This window comes from Streptosporangium sp. NPDC003464 (assembly GCF_053588315.1).
In genome coordinates, this window is record NZ_JBSFPS010000218.1 from 1 (window position 1) to 17,771 (window position 17,771).

The window sequence follows — 17,771 nt, forward strand, 5'->3', positions numbered from 1 at the left end:
CGTCGCCTCGATGCCGGCGGCCTCGTTGTAGGCCGGAACGATCACCCAGAGGTCCATCACATCTCCGCCAGCATCACGCCCGTGCTGATCCCGCCGCCCAGGCCGAGCAGCGCGACCCGGTCACCCGGCTCCCACCCGCCCAGCGCGAGCTGGAGCGGCAGCGTGGTCGAGGCGCAGTTGCCGTGCTCGGGCAGGCTGATCACGAGCTTCTCCTCGGGGATGTCCAGCACCTGCGCGAGGAAGCGCAGGTAGGGCAGCGCCACCTGGTGCACCGCCACGACGGCGAAGTCGTCCCAGCTCAGGCCGGTGCTCTTGAGCGCGTTGTGGAAGATGTCCGGGCCGGTCAGCTCGAACGCCTCCTTCAGCCGCCGCCCGTCACCCCGGAAGTAGGAGTATTCGGGGTCGCGCGGATGCGCCGATCCGCCCCCCGGCAGGGTGCCGATCGCCCACGCCGTGGAGTCGGCCGAGAAGTCGCGGTAGAAAATGCCACGTTCCAAATCCGAGGTGACCAGCACCGCGGCGCCGGTGTCGGACAGCGTGTATCCGGCGAAGGAGTCCACGAACTGCGCCCGGTCCCTGACCCGCCACCGGATCGCCCGCGAGGGGACCTCACCCGAGCAGACCAGCACCTTGCGGTGCGCGCCGGACAGGATCAGCGCCTCGGCCACCTGGATCCCGTTGAGCATGCTGTTGCAGGCGTTCTTGACGTCGAACACCGGGCAGGACAGGCCGAGCTTGGCCGCCGTGATGTGCGCGGTCGCGGGCTCGACCATGTCCTGCGAGGCGGATGCGAAGATCAGCAGGTCGGCGTCGGAGTGATCGAGCTTGCGGGCGGCCTCCGCCGCCAGGTCGGACGCCTGCTGGTCGTCGCGGGCGACGTGCCGTGACCGGATTCCCGTCAGCCGCTCGACGACGCCTCGGTAGGGCACGTATCCCTCGATCCGCTGCTCCACCTCCGCGCTGGTCAGCGTCCGTTCCGGCAGATACGTCGCGACGCCCGTGATCCGGGCTCTCATCGCTCCCCCTATGAAACGTCAAATCTCCTTATGTCCGCGCAATGTATCGAAAAGAATGACAATTGTCCTGGTCATGACGGGGGGATGAGGCCGATGCGCATCAGGGCGTCGACGTAGCCGCGCAGCTCGGCGGGGTCGTCGAGGTCGGCCGTCAGGCTGGGGGTGGTGATGAGGGAGAGGATGAGCCGCACCCCCCATTCGATCACCGTGTCGATCCGCACGTCGGCGGCCCCCGCGCGGGCGAAGGCCCGGCCGAGCGGGGGCGCCACCGCGTCGACGGCCAGGCGCAGCAGCGGGCCGGCGTTGACCGTGAACCGGGGGAGCACCACCTCCGGCTGTTCCAGGAGCATCTTGCGCAGCAGGGCGTGGCGCCGGGCGTAGGTGACGCTGAAGGCCACTATCTCGGCGAGCTGCTCCCTGATCGGGCCGGGCCGTTCGAGCAGCGGCCGGGCGATGTCGAGGAAGCGGCCGACCTCCCGGTGCAGGAGCGCGTCCAGGATGGCCTGCTGGTCCCCCACGTGCTTGTAGACCGTGGGCCGCGAGACCGCGGCCCGCTCGGCGATGAGCCGGTGGATCCGGGCGCTCAGCCCGATCTCCAGGAAGCACTCCTCGGCCGCGTCGAGGATCCGCCCCCGGATGTCCTCTTCACTCATCGGGTGCTGCTCCTGTCGCGGTCACGGGGGTTGTGGCGATCGTACCCGGGGCGGGTCTGTGAGATCGGACACACCTTTACGGATGATTGTGAAATGTAAACGGAAGGTGTTGACCGACCGCCATCCGAGATTTACGTTTCATGAGAAAACGTAAATCGCCGGTTGGGAGACTCCCCGTGACGATCGCGCCCCCGGACCGCGAGCAGACCGCCGAGCGGCTGCTGCGCACCTCGGCCAAGCACTCCCACGACCCGCTGACCGAGATCGACTGGGAGGCCCCGCTCGCCGAGGGGCGCCCCTTCGCCCCGCCCCACCGCGCCTCCCTGTACGGCACGGCGCTGTGGGAGGAACTCGACGAGGAGCGGCGGACCGAACTGACCAGACACGAGACGGCCAGTGTCGCGAGCGTCGGCATCTGGTTCGAGTGCCTGCTCATCCGCGTGCTCGTGCGGCACATCTACGACCAGGACCCCACGACCAAACACGTCCAGTACGCCCTCACCGAGATCGGCGACGAGACCCGCCATTCCGTGATGTTCGCCCGGATGATCGACAAGTTCGGCTGCCCGGCCTACGGCCCCGACCGCGTCGCCCGCCTGCTGGGCCGGTCGGTGGTGCTGGTGCTGCGGCAGATCTCCGGGCTGGCCGGGACCCTGTTCGTGGAGGAGATCCTCGACGCCCTGCAGCGCGAGGCCATGGCCGACGAGTCGCTGCAGCCGCTGGTCCGTCAGGTCTCCCGGATCCACGTGGTGGAGGAGGCCCGGCACATCCGCTACGCCAAGCAGGAGCTCGCCCGCCAGTGGACGGCCGCCGGGCCGCTCGCCCGCGCCTACCACCGGCTGGTCCTCGGCGGCGCCGTCTACCTCGCGACGACCCGCCTGGTCCACCCCGGCGCCTACGCCGCCGTCGGGCTCGACCCGCGGCGGGCCCGAAGGGTCGCCGCCCGCAACCCGCACTACCGGCGGACCCTCGCGTGGGCGGCGGGCAAGGTGGTGGCCGAACTCGGCGGCCTCGGGATGATCAAAGGGCCCGGCAGGCTCCTGTGGCGCCGGGCCGGACTCCTGCCCGCCCGGTCCGCGAGGCCCGACGGGAGCGCGGTCGCGGGCTGACGGCGGGGTCGGGGCGCGGTCGCGGGTTGGCGGTGTGCGCGGCAGGGCGGCGCGCCGGTCCGGGCTGACCTGCGGAGACGGAGGGCCCTGGCATGGGGTGATCGCCGCTGGGTAGCCGGTGGCGCCATGAGCGACGTTCGGACGGGGACGGTGACCACGAAGGTCCCCGCGCGGTTGGACCGGCTGCCATGGTCACGGTGGCACTGGATGATCATCATCGGGCTCGGGACCGTGTGGATCCTCGACGGTCTCGAAGTGACGATCATCGGGAACCTCTCGGCCCAGCTGGCCAAGGACGGCAGCGGCCTGGAGATCACCCAGACCCAGGTGGCCGGTACGGCGGCGGCCCTCTACGTGGCCGGGGCGTGTCTCGGGGCGTTGTTCTTCGGCTGGCTCACCGACAGGTTCGGCCGCAAGAAGCTGTTCATCATCACGATGATCGTCTACCTGATCGCCACCGCGGCGACCGCGCTGTCGTTCTCCGCGTGGTGGTTCTTCCTGTTCCGGTTCCTGACCGGGTTCGGCATCGGCGGGGAGTACGCCGCGATCAACTCCGCCATCGACGAGCTGATCCCCAGCCGCCATCGCGGCCGGATCGACATCATCATCAACGGCAGCTACTGGCTCGGCGCCGCCGGCGGCGCGCTGCTGACCGTCCCGCTGCTGGACAACTTCGCGGTGAACGTGGGCTGGCGCATCGCGTTCGGCCTGGGCGTGGTCCTCGGCCTGGGCATCCTCATCGTCCGGCGGCACGTGCCCGAGAGCCCGCGCTGGCTGTTCATCCACGGCCGGGACCGGGAGGCCGAGGAGCTGGTCGACGGCATCGAGGAGCAGATCCAGCGGGACAAGGGCGTCCGGCTGGAGGAGCCCTCGCAGGCCATGACCATCCACCAGCGCAGGTCGATCGGCTTCGGCCGGATCGCGCACACCATGGTCGCCCGCTACCCCAAGCGCACGATCCTCGGCTTCTCGCTCTTCGTCGGTCAGGCGTTCCTGTACAACGCCATCACCTTCGGGTACGCCCAGATCCTGTCGACCTTCTTCAAGATCGACACCAGCACGGGCTACTTCTTCGCCGTCATCGCCGTGGGCAACTTCCTCGGACCGCTGCTGCTCGGGCCGCTGTTCGACACCGTCGGCCGGGTCCCCATGATCTCCGGCACCTACATCGGATCCGGGGTGCTGCTGCTCGGCACGGCCTGGCTGTTCGCCCAGGGCGCGCTGAGCGCGGTCACGCTGACCGCCTGCTGGTGCGTCGTGCTCTTCTTCGCCTCGGCCGGGGCGAGCGCGGCCTACCTGACGGTCAGCGAGATCTTCCCGATGGAGACCCGGGCCATGGCCATCGCGTTCTTCTACGCGATCGGCACCTTCGTCGGCGGCGTCGCCGGCCCGCTCGTCTTCGCCAACCTGGTCGAGAGCGGCCGGCCGGGCGACACCGCGCTGGCCTTCTGCATCGGCGCGGCCCTCATGATCGTGGCCGGGCTGGTGGAGGTGTTCCTCGGGGTCAAGGCCGAACGCAAGAGCCTGGAGGACATCGCCGAGCCGCTGAGCGCCGCGCCGGCCTGAGGGGGGCTCCGCGCCGGCCTGAGAGGGCCTCTGCGGCGGGCCCCGGGCGGGGCCCGGCCGGCGCGGTGGCGCGGTTCAGCGGCGCGGTGCGGTGGCGCGGTGGCGCGGTTTATCTGGTACGCCCGCAGGACAGATAGCTTGATACGATAGTCATTATCATTTGAGCACCTGTTCAGGAGTTTGTCCCATGGATGTCCTCACCGGTCTGGACGCATGCACCACCATGGAACCGGATGAGGACAGAGTGGCGGCCACCCGCGACCGGCTCGTCACCCCAGAGGAGGCGACCCAGCTCGCCGAGCTGTTCCGGCTGCTGGGCGACCCGACCCGGGCCCAGCTGCTGTACGCCCTGCTCGAAGCCGGTGAGCTGTGCGTCTGCGACCTCACCGAGACGGTCGAGGTCAGCGACACCGCCGTGTCGCACGCGCTCAGGCTGCTGCGGACCGCGGGCATCGTGGCCAGCCGCCGGGCCGGACGGATGATCTACTACCGTCTCGCCGACGTCCACGTGCGGATGCTCCTCGACCTCAGCCGCGAGCACCTCCGCCACGGCTGACCCGCCCGACCACGCCCGCCCTGGTCACGCCCGCCCGGCCGTACTCGCCGGGCCACGCCCGCCCGGTCACGGTGGGCGGGCCTTACCCGTCCGGCGGCCGGGCGCGGTTCAGACCTCGGCCATCTCCAGGCCGGGCTCGACCGGCCGGAACGTGCGGCGGTAGGCCATCGGCGAGACGCCGACGGCTGCCTGCAGATGCTGCCGGAGGGAGGTGGCCGTGCCGAAGCCGGCCCGCTCGGCGACGCCGTCCACCGGTAGGTCACTGGTCTCCAGCAGGCGGCGGGCCAGCTCCAGCCGCTGCACGACGAGCCACTGGCCCGGGCTGATCCCCATCTCGTCGCGGAAGCGCCGGGTGAAGGTGCGCCGGCTCATCCGGGCGTGGGCGGCCAGCTCGGCGAGGGGGAGCGGCAGGTGCAGGCGCTCCAGCGCCCAGGTCCTGGTCGCGGCGGTGGTGGCCGTGGACTGTCCGGGCATCGGACGCTCGATGAACTGGGCCTGGCCGCCGTCGCGCCACGGCGGGACGACGCATCGGCGGGCCACCCGGTTGGCCACCTCGCTGCCGTGGTCACGTCGGACGATGTGCAGGCAGAGATCGACCCCTGCGGCCACGCCGGCCGAGGTCAGCACGTCCCCGTCGTCCACGAACAGCACGTTGGGGTCGACGTCGACCTGGGGGAACAGCTTCTGGAAATGCTCGGCGCTGCTCCAGTGGGTGGTCGCCCGGCGGCCGTCGAGCAGCCCGGCCGCCGCGAGGACGTAGGCGGCGGTGCAGATCGAGACCAGGCGGGCACCCGGCCGGATGCGGCCGAGCGCCTCGGCCAGCGGCTCGGGGAGCCGTCCCTCGTCGGCTATCGGGCCGAGCGCGTGGGTGGCCGGGATCACCACGGTGTCCGCGGTGGCCAGCGCCTCGGCTCCGTGCCCCACCGAGATCGAGAAGTCGGAGTCGGTGCGGACCGGGCCGCCGTCGACGGTGCAGGTGATCACCTCGTAGAGCGGCTCCCCGTCCGGCCCCTTGGCCACGCCGAAGATCCGAGCCGGGATGCCCAGCTCGAAAGGGATGACACCGTCAAGAGCGAACACGACGACGCTTTGCATGGCTTGATTCTTTCACATGATGAATTCGGGCCAGATCCGCCAGGGGGAATGTCGGGATTGATTCTTTGCGATATCCGCCAAGGCTTTCCTGTAGAGCCGGGGTATTCATCGCCATGTGATCAAATATCTGGCGGGAGCGGTGATCGTGGCTGTGGGGGTGATAGGGCTCCCGGCCCCGGTGTCGGCCAAGGACCGGACCCTGCACCCCGGCGACTACACCAAGGCCGTGGAGCGGCTGCAACGACGGCTGCAGGAGCTGAAGTTCTTCCCGGGCCTTCGGGACGGCTACTACGGCGCGGAGACCCAGGTCGCGGTCTGGGCGTTCCAGAAGTCGCAGGGGCTGAAGGCCAAGGACGAGGTCGGACCGGAGACCTGGCAGGCGCTGGCCCACCCGCACCGGCCGGTGCCGCTCGTCCCCACGGGACAGCCCCGGCGGGTCGAGATCGACCTGCGCCGCCAGCTCCTCACCGTCTACCGCCATGACCACCCGATCATCACCTCCCACGTCTCGACGGGCAGCGGCACGTACTTCTGCCAGTACGGCAACAGCTCCAGCACGCCCACCCCGGCGGGGGACTTCCACATCGTGGAACGTGAGCGGTACCGGAGCGCGGATCCGCTGGTGACGACGTACGAGACGCTCTCCTTCGAGAGGGGACCCGCCGGCGACTTCATGAGCGCCGTCACGGGCGGCGTCGCCAGCGGTTTCACGGACGCGGCCGGCCACGGCGCCGGAGCGGGCCCCAGGGACCGGCCGGCCAGGGGGCCGGCACGCTCGGCCCACGCGGCCCGTCCTGACCACGCGGTGCGTCCGGTGGAGGGACGCCATCCGGCCCGTCCGGACCGTGTGGCGCGCCAGGACCATGCGGTGCGTCAGGACGGTGCGGCCCGTGCGGACCACGTGGTACATCCGGTGGAGGAGCGCCATCCGGCCCGTCCGGACCGTGCGGCGCGCCAGGACCATGCGCCGCGTCCGGTGAAGGGGCGCCACTCGGCCCGTCCGGGTCATGCGGGGCGTCCGGACGGTGGGGTGCGCCAGGACCATGCGCCGCGTCCGGCGGAGGGGCGCCATCCGGCCCGTCCGGTGCTTTCGATCAAGTCGGAGGTCCCGGCCGGCGCCACCGGTCCGGTACGGCCGGCGTTCCCGGTCACCCCTGCCCGGCCGGCGTTCCCGGCCGGGGCCGTCCACCCGCTCCAGGCCGCCCGCCAGGACCGGCCGGACCGGCCGCTCCGGCCGGACCACCCGCTCCATCCGCTCTACCAGGACTCCCCGGCCTCACAGGCCGCCCCGGTGCCCTCGGCTCCTCCGGCCGCCCCGGCGCCGCCTCTCGCCTCCGGGTGTGTGCGCATCCCGCCGCACATCGCCGAGCGGATCTTCCACCTGGTCGCCGTGGGGGACCCGGTCCACGTCCGGCGTGAGACGCCATAGGCCCCGGGCGCGATGCCAAGGACCTGGCGTGAGACGCCAAGACCCCGGGGCGAGATGTCATGGGCCCCGGGGTGAGACGCCGTAGACCTTAGATGGGGAGGTTGGTGGACAGCGGCAGTCGGAGGACCAGCCGGGCGCCGCGGCCGTTGGTGCTGTCGGCGGCGTACAGCTTGCCGCGGTGCGCGGAGGCGATGTCCCTGGCGATGGGCAGGCCCAGGCCCGTCCCTCCGGCGTCGCGGCCGCGTGCGGAGTCCAGGCGGGTGAACCTCTGGAAGACCCGTTCGCGCTGGTCCGTCGGGATGCCGAGGCCGTCGTCGGCGACCTCCAGCACGGCCTCCCCTCCTTCGCTGCCGACGTAGACCTCGACCTCGCCCGCCGCGTGCCGGTCGGCGTTGGCCAGCAGGTTGGTCAGCAGCCGGGAGAGCTGGAGCCTGCTGCCCTGGACCACCACGTCGGGCTTGAGGCGCATGAGCACCTCGTGCCGGGGCGGCCGCCGCTCCACCTCGATGGTGACGAGCTGGGCGAGGTCGATCTGTTCGAGCGAGTCCTGCACGCCCGCGTCGAGGCGGGCGAGCATGAGCAGGTCGTTCACGATGGCCTGGAGCCGTTCCGCGTCGGCCAGCGCCGAGCGCATCGTCTCGCTGGGGTCCTCGGCCTCGGGATCGGCCAGTGCCAGTTCGAGCTTGGCGCGCAGCCCGGTCAGCGGGGTGCGCAGTTCGTGGGAGGCGTCGGAGGCGAAGCGGCGCTGGTTCTCCAGGGACCGTTCGAGCTGGTTGAGGGTCGCGTTGACGGTCTGGGTGAGTTCCGTCAGCTCGTCCGCCTTGTCCGGCACAGTCATCCGGCGGCTGAGATCGGAGGCCCCGGTGATCTCGGCCATCTCGGTGCGCATCCGCTTCACCGGTTCCAGGGTCCGGCCGACCAGCCGCCAGGTGCCCCAGCCGAGCAGCGCGAGCAGTGCCAGGGAGAAGGCGGCCAACGCGATCTCCAGGGTGGGGCCGGCGAGTATCGGCGGCTCGGGCTCCGCCGCGTAGACCATGACGTCGCCGTAGGAGGACGCTCTGTTCTGGAGGCCCACGGTGACGAAGCAGGTCTGGCCCTCTCCGGGCACCTTCGCGCAGGTCGTGTCGACCACCCGGGTGTCACCGCCGGTGGGCCACAAGTGGCTGATCGGGGGCTGTCCCCTCATCGCGGGGCTGGCGGCCAGGACCCGGCCGTCGTGGGAGACGACCTGGAGATATCCGACCTGGTTTATCGGTAACGTGCTGACCGGCGGCCCCTTGCTGGCGGCCTCGTAGGTCTGCCGGGCCGCCACGGTGGTGGTGTCGACGGTCTCCTCCAGCACTCTGGCGCGCACGCCCAGCGACGTCGCGAGTGCTCCGACCCCCAGAACCAGCGCGGATATCAGGAGCACGGTGATCGTCATCCGGCTCTGGATCGAACGCAGGCACGGCGGTATAGCCACATTTCCCCCTGAAAAATCCTTTCACATATTTATAGGTGAAAGGAATTCATTGGGAAGTAAAGGGTTTCTATTATGTTATGTCCAATTAATCGGAAAGAGTGAGGGAGCCGAGCTCGCCCCGGGAGGCGACGCCGAGCTTGGGATAGGCCTTGTAGAGGTGGTATCCCACCGTCCGCGGGCTGAGGAAGAGCTGGGCCGCGATATCCCGGTTGGACAGGCCCTGCGCCGCCAGCCGTACGATCTGCAGCTCCTGCGGGGTGAGCCGGGCCAGCGGTCCGGGCGCGGGCGCGGCGGGCGCGGCCGAACCGGTGGCGCCCAGCTCCGCACGCGCCCGGCCGGCCCACGGGGTGGCCTCCAGGCGCTCGAAGGTCTCCAGGGCGGCGCGCAGATGGGCGCGGGCGTCGGCCTTGCGCCGGGCACGGCGGAGCCACTCGCCGTAGAGCAGCTCGGTCCTGGCCCGCTCGAAGGGCCGCCCGTCGAGCTTCAACGCCGCGGTGAAATGCTCCTCCGAGTCTTCGAGCAGGGCCCGGCAGCGCAGCACCAGGGCCTCGGCCCACGGCTGCCGCGTGTGGTGGCCCCACTCCCGGTAGCGGGCGAAGGCCCCGGCCGCGCGCTCCGGGGCGCCGAGCCGTACGGCCGCCTCCACCAGATCGGGCACGCACCGTGTCTCGGACACGTGGTGGCCGCCCGCCATGGGTTCGAGGCGGGAGAGCGCGGCCTCCACCCGGCCGTGGCCGAGGTCGAGCATGCCCAGTGCCCAGGCCACCCACCGGCTGCCCGCCGTGCCGTCCTCGAGGGCCGCGTCCGCCAGGGCCCGGCAGCGCCCGTCGTCACCTTCGACCGCGGCGAGATAGGCCAGGAAGCTGTTCATCTGGCTGACCCACTGCCGCTGTCCGGTGTCGCGCGCGATGCGGAGGCTCTCGGTGGCGACGGTCAGCGCGTCGCGGTGCCGGCCGTGGAAGAGCTCGGTCTCGGCGAGGAAGAACAGCAGCGTCGGCAGCACCCCGATGTCGCCCCGGGTCCGGGCCTCGGCGACCAGCGCCGCGGCGGTCTCGCGGACCTCCCAGTCCTGGCCGGACGCCAGCCCGAACCCGCAGGCCTGGACGAGGTCGCGCGGGCCGTCCAGGCCCGCCTGCCGGGACGCGGCGACCATCTCGGTCAGCGACGGCGGGGCGTCCGGCCGGGACAGGACGGCGATGAGGAAGCCGACGACCGGCGCGAGCGGGTCACCGGCGGGCAGCTCCAGGGCGTCGAGCCTGGCCCTGGTGCGGTCGAGCTCGGGCGCGCCGATGTACCAGGCGGTGTGCAGCGCCTGCGTGAGCATCCGCGCGGCCCGGGGGCCGTCCGCCGTCGCGGCCCCGTCGAGCAGCGCCTCGTGCGCGGTGTGCGGCGACCCGCGCAGGAAGTCGGCGGTCGCCCGGACATGGGTGAGCCGTGCCTGGAGCGCCGCTCCCTCGGCCGCCTCGGCGTCCTGCCCGGCCAGCGCGGCGAGCTGCTGGGCCCCCCGCTCGGCCAGTGCCCCGGCCCGGTCCAGCTCGCCGGCCCAGGCCGCCGTCTCCGCGGCCAGCGTCAGCCGCCGGGCCCGGGTCCCGGGCTGCGCGCTGAGCCGGGCCGCCCGCTCGTAGGCGGTGGCCGCGGCGGCGTGGCCGTTGCGCCCGCTCGCGCGCGCGGCGGTCCGCTCCAGTTCGGCGGCCACGTCCTCGTCCGGGCCGGTCGCCGCCATGGCCAGGTGCCAGGCACGCCGGTCGGCGTCGTCGGGGCCGTCCAGCGAGGCGGCCAGCGCCTTGTGGACGGCCAGGCGCAGGCTGGGCGGGATCCCCTGGTAGACGGCGGCCCGGACCAGGGGGTGCCGGAAGGTCATGGTCCCCTCGCTGACCCTGACCAGGTCCGCGCTCTCGGCCGGATGGAGGTCCTCAAGGAAGTCCCCGAACACCGCCGCCGCCCGCAGCACGACGTTCAGGTCGCCGGTGTCCTCGGCCGCGGCCACCGCGAGCAGGCCCTGCGTCGCCTCGGGCAGCCGCTTGACCTGGCTGAGGAAGGCGTCCTGGACCCGGCTGGTGAGCGGCAGCGCCGTACCGTCGGTGGGCGCGGCGGCGGGCAGCTCGATCAGCGCGAGCGGGTTGCCCCGCGCCTCGGCCAGCACGCGGTAGCGCACGACCGGATTGACCCCGGCGCCCAGCAGGGCCGCGGCGGACGGGGCGTCGAGCCCCTTCAGCGGCAGCTCCGCCAGCCCCGGCGCGGTGAAGGGCTCCCGCGCGGCGAGGATCAGCGCGACCCCCTCGGCGTCGAGCCGCCGCGCGGCGAACAGCAGCGCCTCGGTCGAGGCCCGGTCGAGCCACTGCGCGTCGTCCACCATCACCAGCAGCGGGCCGTCCTCGGCCAGCTCCGACAGCAGGGACAGCACGGCCAGACCGACCAGCAGCCGGTCCCCGGCCTCCACGGCGGCCAGCCCGAAGGCGGCCCGCAGCGCGCGCTCCTGCTGCTCGGGCAGTGTCCCGATCCGGTCGGACACCGGCCGCAGCAGCAGGTGCAGTCCGGCGAACGGCAGCTCGGCCTCCGACTCCACCCCGGTGCCGCGGATCACCCGCAGGTCCCCGGCGGCGGTGGCCGCGTAGTCCAGCAGGGCGGTCTTGCCGATGCCCGGCTCGCCCCGGACGAGCAGGGCGCCGCTCCGGCCCGCCCGGGAGTCCGCCAGCAGCCGGTCGATGGCGGCCTGCTCGGCGGCCCTCCCGTACAACATGCCCCGACCCTACTCAAAAGGGACGATCAGGCGCTCGCGCAGGAGTCGTGGGTGGCGTCGAAGCCCTTGAGGCTGTCGGTGTCGTCCTGGCGGAGGGGCCTGAGGCCCTTCCAGTCGTCGCCGATGGTCAGGACGAGCCGTGCCGTGACGGCCCGGGGGACGGGCCTGGCGGTGGAGGCGAGCAGGTCGCGGGTGAGGGTCGGCGCCCCCGGCGCGCCGTTCGGGGAGTAGGCGATCGTGGTCTTCGGGTACGGCTTGTGCGGCGCGTCCCCGATCTTGGCGATGTGGTAGCCCCGCTCCTCCAGGGCGGCGGCCACCTGGGTGGCCAGGTGGGAGCGGCCGGTCCCGTTGCGCACCTCGACCTGGATCTTCGACCGGGCCACCTTGGACTGGCCGCCCTTGACCCCCGAACCGGCGACCGTCCTGTCCCGGGCGACGATCTGGAACAGCTTCCTGCTCTGCGGCTCGACCCATTCCACCCGGCCGGGATAGGTGACCGAGTATCGCCAGGGGGTGGTGATGAAGTGGATCTGCCCGGCGGCCAGGCCCTGGGCGCTGGTCGCCAGGTCCTTCATGACCAGGGGGGTGAGTCCGGGGTCGGTGGTGACCGACCTGGTGGCCGCGTCGAGGAAGCCGAAGAGCTTCGTCGGGTTGGTGAGCGTCTCACCGCTCATGACCTTCTTGACCATGGAGGCGATGAACATCTGCTGCCGCTGGATGCGCCCGATGTCGGAGCCGTCGCCCAGGCTGTAGCGGGCCCGGACATAGCCCAGGGCCTGCTCGCCCTTGAGGGTCTGCCGGCCGGCGGCCAGCGTGAGCAGGGCCTTCTTGTCGTGGATCGGCTCGGGCACGCACACCTCGACGCCGCCGACCGCGTCGACCATGCCCTTGAACCCGGTGAAGTCGACCTTCACGAAGTGATCGATGTGGATGCCGGTGAGCGACTCGACGGTCTTCCAGGTGCAGGCGATACCGCCGGAGTTGAACGACTCGTTGATCATGCCCAGGTGCGCCCGCTGGCCGGGGAGCCCCTGCCTGGCCCGGCACTCGGGGAGCTGGACCATCGAATCCCGGGGGAAGCTGACGACCATCGCGTTGTCCCGCTTCGGCGAGATGTGCGCCAGCATGATGGTGTCGGTCCGCTCGCCGGGGAACTTGCCGTATTTGGCGTTCGTGCCGCCGCGCTGGTCCGAGCCGACCACCAGGACGTTCAGTGCCTTGGTGGCGACCTTGACCGGCCGCTTCCCCAGGTCGTCCGCCTGGACGTCGGTGTGCTTGACGTTCCCGGCCAGCTTGACGTAGACGCCGCCGACCGTCGCCGCCACCGCGACCACGACGACGGTGACGGCGGCCACCAGCCACCACAGCCACCTGCGGCGCCGCCGGGGCGGCCGCTGCTCCGCGGGCCTTGGGGGCGCGTCGGTCAACCCGCTGCTCACGTGACTCCTGAGGGGATGGGCCTGGGTGGGCACCCGTGGCCGATGGGCCGGATTCCGGCCGTCGCCGAGTGTACTAATCACCCATAAAGGGCGGATAAGAACCCGCGACAGGCCCCTCCGGGCCGGACCTCCCGGGCCGGACGGCCCGGTGGCGGCCCCGCCCCGGTACGGCCGAGCCACGGCCCGTCCTGCGACGCCTGTTACGATCCGCCGATGATTATCCGCGATGGGAATCTTGACGACGTTCCGGCGGTTCTCGGGATGTTCGACAGTGCGGTGGCGTGGCTGACCGCGCAGGGCCGTACCGGCCAGTGGGGCAGTGAGCCGTTCTCCGCCAGCACGGCCCGCGTCGAGCGGGTCACCTCCTGGGCGTCCTCCGGCGGGATGCGCATCGCCGAGATCGACGGCGAGCCCGCCGGATGCGTGGTCCTGGGTCCCGCGATGGACTATGTCCCCCCGGCCTCGGAGCCGGAGCTGTACGTCCAGGGGCTGGTCATCGACCAGCGCTTCCACGGCCGCGGCGTCGGCTCCGCCCTGCTGGAACGGGCCCGCGCCGAGGCGGTGGAGCTGGGGGTGCCGCTGCTCAGGGTCGACTGCTACGCCGGTGACGACGGCCGGTTGGTGAAGTACTACGAGAGCCAGGGCTTCACCAGGACCGAGCCGTTCAAGGTGAACGAGTGGCCCGGCCAGCTCCTGGAGATGCGCCTGCCCACCGGTCCCGCTTGACCTCAACCGCACTGGAGGTTGCACGGTGGTCCCTCAGGGCATCGACCCGATCGACCTGTAGGAGGAGGCCGCCGTGCCGGACATCGCAGTCATCATCGCAAGCACCCGGGAGGGCGGTCTCGGGACGACGGTGGGGCGGTGGTTCCTGGAGCGGATCGGGCGGCGGGCCGACCTGAACGTGGACGTGATCGACCTGGGCCGCACCCCGCTCCCCCCGCTCCGGCCCATGAGCTCCGGCGGCGCCGAGGGCTCCGGCGGTGCGGGCCGTCCCGAAGGTGAGGGCTCCGAAGGTGAGGGCTCCGGCGGTGCCGGGGCCTCCGGCGGCGCCGGGAGCGAGACCCGTGAGCTCGCCGCCAGGATCGGCGCCGCCGACGGCTTCGTCGTGATCACCCCGGAGTACAACCACGGCTACCCCGCCGCGCTGAAGCTGGTCATCGACTCGGTCCGCCACGAGTGGGCGGCCAAGCCGGTCGGCTACGTCTCGTACGGCGGGCGCTCCGGGGGGCTGCACGCGGTGGAGCAGCTCCGCCTGGTCTTCGCCGAGCTGCACGTGGTCTCCCTGCGCGACACCGTCAGCCTCCAACTGGCGCACGGCCGGTCCGACGCGGCGGGGCGGCAGGCAGAGCTGGAGGGCGCCGAGGGTGCGGTCAAGGTCATGCTCGACCAGCTCACCTGGTGGGCGACCACCCTGCGGGAGGGCCGGGCGGCCCGGCCGTACATCCGCTGAGCGCCCTCCGAGGGGACGTCACACGCACGAAAACATCAGGAGAGGAGGATTGACTAGGTATTTATCGTGACTTGGGGGATCTGTGGTCGGCGCTCTCGATCATCGTTACCGGGGCGAGCATCCCATCCGCACACTCGCCTACCTCTTCAAAGAGGACAGCCTCAAGCTTCTCGTCGGGGTCTTCGCCTTCCTGGTCAAGCACAGCCCCACCGGGCTGCTGCCGCTCGTCACCGCCAACGTCGTCGACATCGTGGTCGGCCACCGTCCCATCGGGGGCCTGCGGCCCACCTCCGGCCGGATCCTGCTCGACGGCCGTGACATGGAGACGCTGGACCTGCGCACCTACCGCAGGTTCCTGTCGGTCGTGCCGCAGGAGTCCATCCTGTTCGAGGGCAGCATCAGGGAGAACGTCACCTACGGCATGGCCGACGTCTCCGAGGACCGGGTACGGCAGGCGCTCCGGGACGCCAACGCGCTGGAGTTCATCGACCGGCTGCCCGACGGGCTCGACACGGTGGTGGGAGAGCGGGGCGCCCGCCTGTCCGGCGGGCAGAAGCAGCGCCTGGCCATCGCCCGTGCCCTGATCCGCGACCCGCGCGTGCTGATCCTGGACGAGGCGACCTCCGCCCTGGACAACCGGTCGGAGGCGCTCATCCAGGAGGCGCTGGCCCGCCTGGTCGCCGGGCGCACGGTCTTCGTCGTCGCCCACCGGCTGTCGACCATCCGCGGCGCCGACCGCATCGTGGTCATGCGCGACGGCGGGATCGAGGAGGTGGGCACCCACGAGGAGCTGCTGCGGCTGCGCGGCGTCTACGCCGGGCTGCTGAGCGCCTAGGAGCCCCCGGAGGGCGCGGGTCCCGGTCCCGTGCCCTTCCCGCGGGCCTCATCCCGTGCCGCCGGGCTCCAGCGGGTGGAAGCGGAGCCAGTCGACCTCCATCCACGCCTCCCCCGGGCTGCCGTGACCGGGGAACCAGTCCAGCTGCAGGCAGACCGACATCGGGCTGCGGGTGGACATGGACGAGCGGAACCACTCCCGCCCGTCGAGATAGCCGACGACCCCGCTGGGACTGTTCTCCACCGCGTAGGTGTGCCAGTCGGTCATGTCCACCTCGGAGTAGGACTGCTCCTCGCCCTGGGGGGTCTGCAGGAAGAAGTTCGCCCGCCACCTGCCGGGACGGTCCATCACCCCCAGGAAGTCGATCTCCTCGCCCGTGGCGCTGTGCACGCCTCCGCCGCCGCCGTCCGGCCACAGCAGGGCGATGGGGTGGTAGGAGTCCGCCCCCTCGTACATCCGGACGCGGGTCTCCCAGCGTCCGTACGCCGCGCTGTGCCGGCGGCCCAGTCCGGCCGTGGTGCCGTCGGCGCGGCCGTACAGGTAGAGCGATCCGTTCCCGATGAAGAGCTGGTCGGGAGAGCGGCGGCCCTTGTTGTCGTGTCCGGGCGAGTCGTAGATCACCCAGTCGGCCGGATCGAGGTAGTCGTCGAACTCCGCGCACCAGGCCGGCGCCCCCCAGCCGTGGACCGCGGCGGCGCTGGAATCGCCGGCCGAGTCGGTGGGATCGGCCGAGTCGGTCGAGTCGGTCGAGTCGGTGAAACCGGGGGAGTCGGGGGAGTCGGGGGAGTCGGGGGATTCGGTGGGGTCGGTCGAGTCGGTGAAGTCGGTCCAGTCGGTGGAGCCGGTGGGACCGGTCGAGTCGGCTGAGCCAGGGGAACCGGTGGGACTGGTGGGGTCGGTCGAGTCGGTGAAGTCGGTGGAATCAGTGGGACCGATGGGACCGGTCGAGTCGGCGGGGCCGGTCGAGGGAGCGCACGGAGCCGCCTCGGCCGTGCCGGAGACCACCTCGCCCTGGGCGGAGCCGAGGGCGCTCACTGTCAGCATGGCCACCATGCTGAACACGGCCAGCCGCACGTGCGATCGAGTGATCATGACTGCTGCTCCCAGGATCTCGCGCAGAGCGCCGAGGGGCTGAAACTCCAGCAGCCGGCCCTGACGGGGGCCGGGGCCCACAGGGCGGAGACGCCTGGCACGGAGGCGAGGGGGAAGGGCGGCGGCGCGAAGGCCCACAGGGGCGCCGCCTGCTGCCTGGCGGTCAGCGGGTTACCGGGCAGTTCCCAGGTGCGGCCGCGCCAGGGCGCGAGGCTCCAGCACGAGGCGTCCTGGGAGCGGCAGAAGTCCGTGGCGGAGGTGCGCGCCAGCGGTGGCAGCGGGAGGACGGCCTGGAGCGGCAGGGGCGAGGTCGGCGCCACGAGAGGCCGGCGGTCCCCGGGTCCCCAGGTCGCCTCCTCGGCGGGGGCCTCCGGGACGAGGGAGGTCGTCGGGCTGGACGCCGGCTCGGCCGTCCGCGCCGGCGGGGCCGGTTCCGGAACGGCGGTCTGCTGAGCCGTCGAGGTGGCGCGGGGCACCGAGGTGGCGCGAGCCGTCGAGGTGGCCGTGGCGCCGGTCGTCGGGCTCGGCGTGGACCTGGCCTTCTCCTTCTCCTCCCCCTTCTTCTCCCCCTTCTCCTGCTCCTTCGGCGGGGCCGGACTGGAGGTGGGGCGTGCGGTGGCCGGCCGGGAGGTCGTGGGTTTCGCGCTGGCGGCCGGCTCAGGCGCGGGCTTGGCGGGCCTGTCCGGCGGGTCCGGTTCCCCGGTCCGGCCTGGTCCGGCCGTATGCGCGGAGGTGGGTCCGGCGGTGGCGCCCGGTCCGGCCGTGGTGGCCGGGCTCGGCGTGGGGGCGGGCTCGGCGGAAGACCCGCCGCCGGGCCTGTCGCTCCCGTCCGGGGCCGGCTCCGGCGCGCCGTTCTTGGCCGGGGCCGATGACGTGCCGGCTTCGGGGAGTTTCGCCAGATACATCTCCGGGTCGGTGCCCTTCGGACGCGCTGGGGCGCTCCTGTCCCCGCTCCGGGAACGCCTGTGTGCCGGCGGCTCCGAGGAGCGTGCGGCCTCGCGGTCCGGTGGCCTGCTGGAGGCGTGCGGCGCGGGCGCTTCCCCGCCGTCCGGCGCGGGATCCTCCCCGCCGCTGTCCGGTGCGGGATCCTCCCCACCCTCACCGCCGTCCGGGGCGGGGCCTCCGGCGTCCTCCGATGGAGGGTTCTCCGCACCGTCCGGCGTCCCTCCCCCAGGACCGGAGGGTTCGATCTCGGACGGGCTCTCCGCCTCCGCGGACGGCGGCTCCGGCTCCGGCTGCGGGGGCTGCCCGGCGACGGGAGGGTCGACCACCGGCGCCGTCGTCGGGGGCGCGGCGGCGGACCGGCCGTGGTCCGCCATGGCGGAC

At 72.3% G+C, this 17,771-nt stretch carries 15 protein-coding genes; 7 read left to right on the top strand and 8 right to left on the bottom strand.

Going from position 1 to position 17,771, the window contains the following annotated elements:
- Window positions 1-56: 56 nt before the first annotated feature.
- Together ACWDS7_RS35480 and ACWDS7_RS35485 are read right to left on the bottom strand one after the other, a co-directional pair.
- Entirely contained in the window at window positions 57-1,016 is a 960-nt protein-coding gene (locus ACWDS7_RS35480; protein WP_451932816.1) for a 3-oxoacyl-ACP synthase III family protein, read from the bottom strand.
- 71 nt (window positions 1,017-1,087) lie between these two features.
- Complete coding sequence (locus tag ACWDS7_RS35485) at window positions 1,088-1,669, bottom strand: TetR/AcrR family transcriptional regulator (protein ID WP_451932817.1); 582 nt, start codon at window positions 1,667-1,669, stop codon at window positions 1,088-1,090.
- Window positions 1,670-1,809: 140 nt separating this feature from the next.
- On the opposite strand from ACWDS7_RS35485, the gene ACWDS7_RS35490 reads away from it, so the two are divergent.
- The 3 genes from ACWDS7_RS35490 to ACWDS7_RS35500 all read left to right on the top strand — a co-directional run bounded on the left by ACWDS7_RS35490 (window position 1,810) and on the right by ACWDS7_RS35500 (window position 4,900).
- Window positions 1,810-2,778 (top strand): AurF N-oxygenase family protein, encoded by a 969-nt coding sequence (locus ACWDS7_RS35490; protein ID WP_451932818.1) that lies wholly within the window; start codon window positions 1,810-1,812, stop codon window positions 2,776-2,778.
- 126 nt (window positions 2,779-2,904) lie between these two features.
- Window positions 2,905-4,344 (top strand): MFS transporter, encoded by a 1,440-nt coding sequence (locus tag ACWDS7_RS35495; protein WP_451932819.1) that lies wholly within the window; start codon window positions 2,905-2,907, stop codon window positions 4,342-4,344.
- 187 nt (window positions 4,345-4,531) lie between these two features.
- On the top strand, window positions 4,532-4,900 hold the full coding sequence (locus ACWDS7_RS35500; RefSeq protein WP_306861321.1) for an ArsR/SmtB family transcription factor: 369 nt from the start codon (window positions 4,532-4,534) through the stop codon (window positions 4,898-4,900).
- Window positions 4,901-5,008: 108 nt separating this feature from the next.
- On the opposite strand, the gene ACWDS7_RS35505 is transcribed toward ACWDS7_RS35500, so the two are convergent.
- On the bottom strand, window positions 5,009-5,995 hold the full coding sequence (locus tag ACWDS7_RS35505) for a GlxA family transcriptional regulator (protein ID WP_451932820.1): 987 nt from the start codon (window positions 5,993-5,995) through the stop codon (window positions 5,009-5,011).
- A 115-nt stretch (window positions 5,996-6,110) separates the two neighbouring features.
- Here ACWDS7_RS35505 and ACWDS7_RS35510 point away from each other — a divergent pair, with 115 nt between their 5' ends.
- Entirely contained in the window at window positions 6,111-7,424 is a 1,314-nt protein-coding gene (locus ACWDS7_RS35510) for a peptidoglycan-binding protein (protein ID WP_451932821.1), read from the top strand.
- Between the two features lie 88 nt (window positions 7,425-7,512).
- Here ACWDS7_RS35510 and ACWDS7_RS35515 read toward each other — a convergent pair whose 3' ends face one another.
- From ACWDS7_RS35515 to ACWDS7_RS35525, 3 genes are all read right to left on the bottom strand, one after another.
- Entirely contained in the window at window positions 7,513-8,847 is a 1,335-nt protein-coding gene (locus ACWDS7_RS35515; protein ID WP_451932822.1) for a sensor histidine kinase, read from the bottom strand.
- Window positions 8,848-8,971: 124 nt separating this feature from the next.
- Entirely contained in the window at window positions 8,972-11,626 is a 2,655-nt protein-coding gene (locus ACWDS7_RS35520) for a helix-turn-helix transcriptional regulator (protein WP_451932823.1), read from the bottom strand.
- Between the two features lie 26 nt (window positions 11,627-11,652).
- Window positions 11,653-13,065 (bottom strand): LCP family protein, encoded by a 1,413-nt coding sequence (locus ACWDS7_RS35525; RefSeq protein WP_451932824.1) that lies wholly within the window; start codon window positions 13,063-13,065, stop codon window positions 11,653-11,655.
- A 213-nt stretch (window positions 13,066-13,278) separates the two neighbouring features.
- Between ACWDS7_RS35525 and ACWDS7_RS35530 the strand changes: the two genes are divergently transcribed.
- The 3 genes from ACWDS7_RS35530 to ACWDS7_RS35540 all read left to right on the top strand — a co-directional run bounded on the left by ACWDS7_RS35530 (window position 13,279) and on the right by ACWDS7_RS35540 (window position 15,353).
- Window positions 13,279-13,791 (top strand): N-acetyltransferase family protein, encoded by a 513-nt coding sequence (locus ACWDS7_RS35530; protein WP_451932825.1) that lies wholly within the window; start codon window positions 13,279-13,281, stop codon window positions 13,789-13,791.
- Window positions 13,792-13,864: 73 nt separating this feature from the next.
- Window positions 13,865-14,518, top strand: a complete 654-nt coding sequence (locus ACWDS7_RS35535) for an NADPH-dependent FMN reductase (RefSeq protein WP_451932826.1) — start codon at window positions 13,865-13,867, stop codon at window positions 14,516-14,518.
- Window positions 14,519-14,600: 82 nt separating this feature from the next.
- Window positions 14,601-15,353, top strand: a complete 753-nt coding sequence (locus ACWDS7_RS35540) for an ABC transporter ATP-binding protein (RefSeq protein ID WP_451932827.1) — start codon at window positions 14,601-14,603, stop codon at window positions 15,351-15,353.
- Between the two features lie 48 nt (window positions 15,354-15,401).
- Here ACWDS7_RS35540 and ACWDS7_RS35545 read toward each other — a convergent pair whose 3' ends face one another.
- Entirely contained in the window at window positions 15,402-16,445 is a 1,044-nt protein-coding gene (locus ACWDS7_RS35545) for a glycoside hydrolase family 16 protein (RefSeq protein WP_451932828.1), read from the bottom strand.
- Window positions 16,442-17,350: a hypothetical protein gene (locus ACWDS7_RS35550; protein ID WP_451932829.1), complete on the bottom strand. Its 909-nt coding sequence runs from the start codon at window positions 17,348-17,350 to the stop codon at window positions 16,442-16,444. Before ACWDS7_RS35550 ends, ACWDS7_RS35545 begins: the two co-directional genes overlap by 4 nt.
- Window positions 17,351-17,771 lie beyond the last annotated feature (421 nt).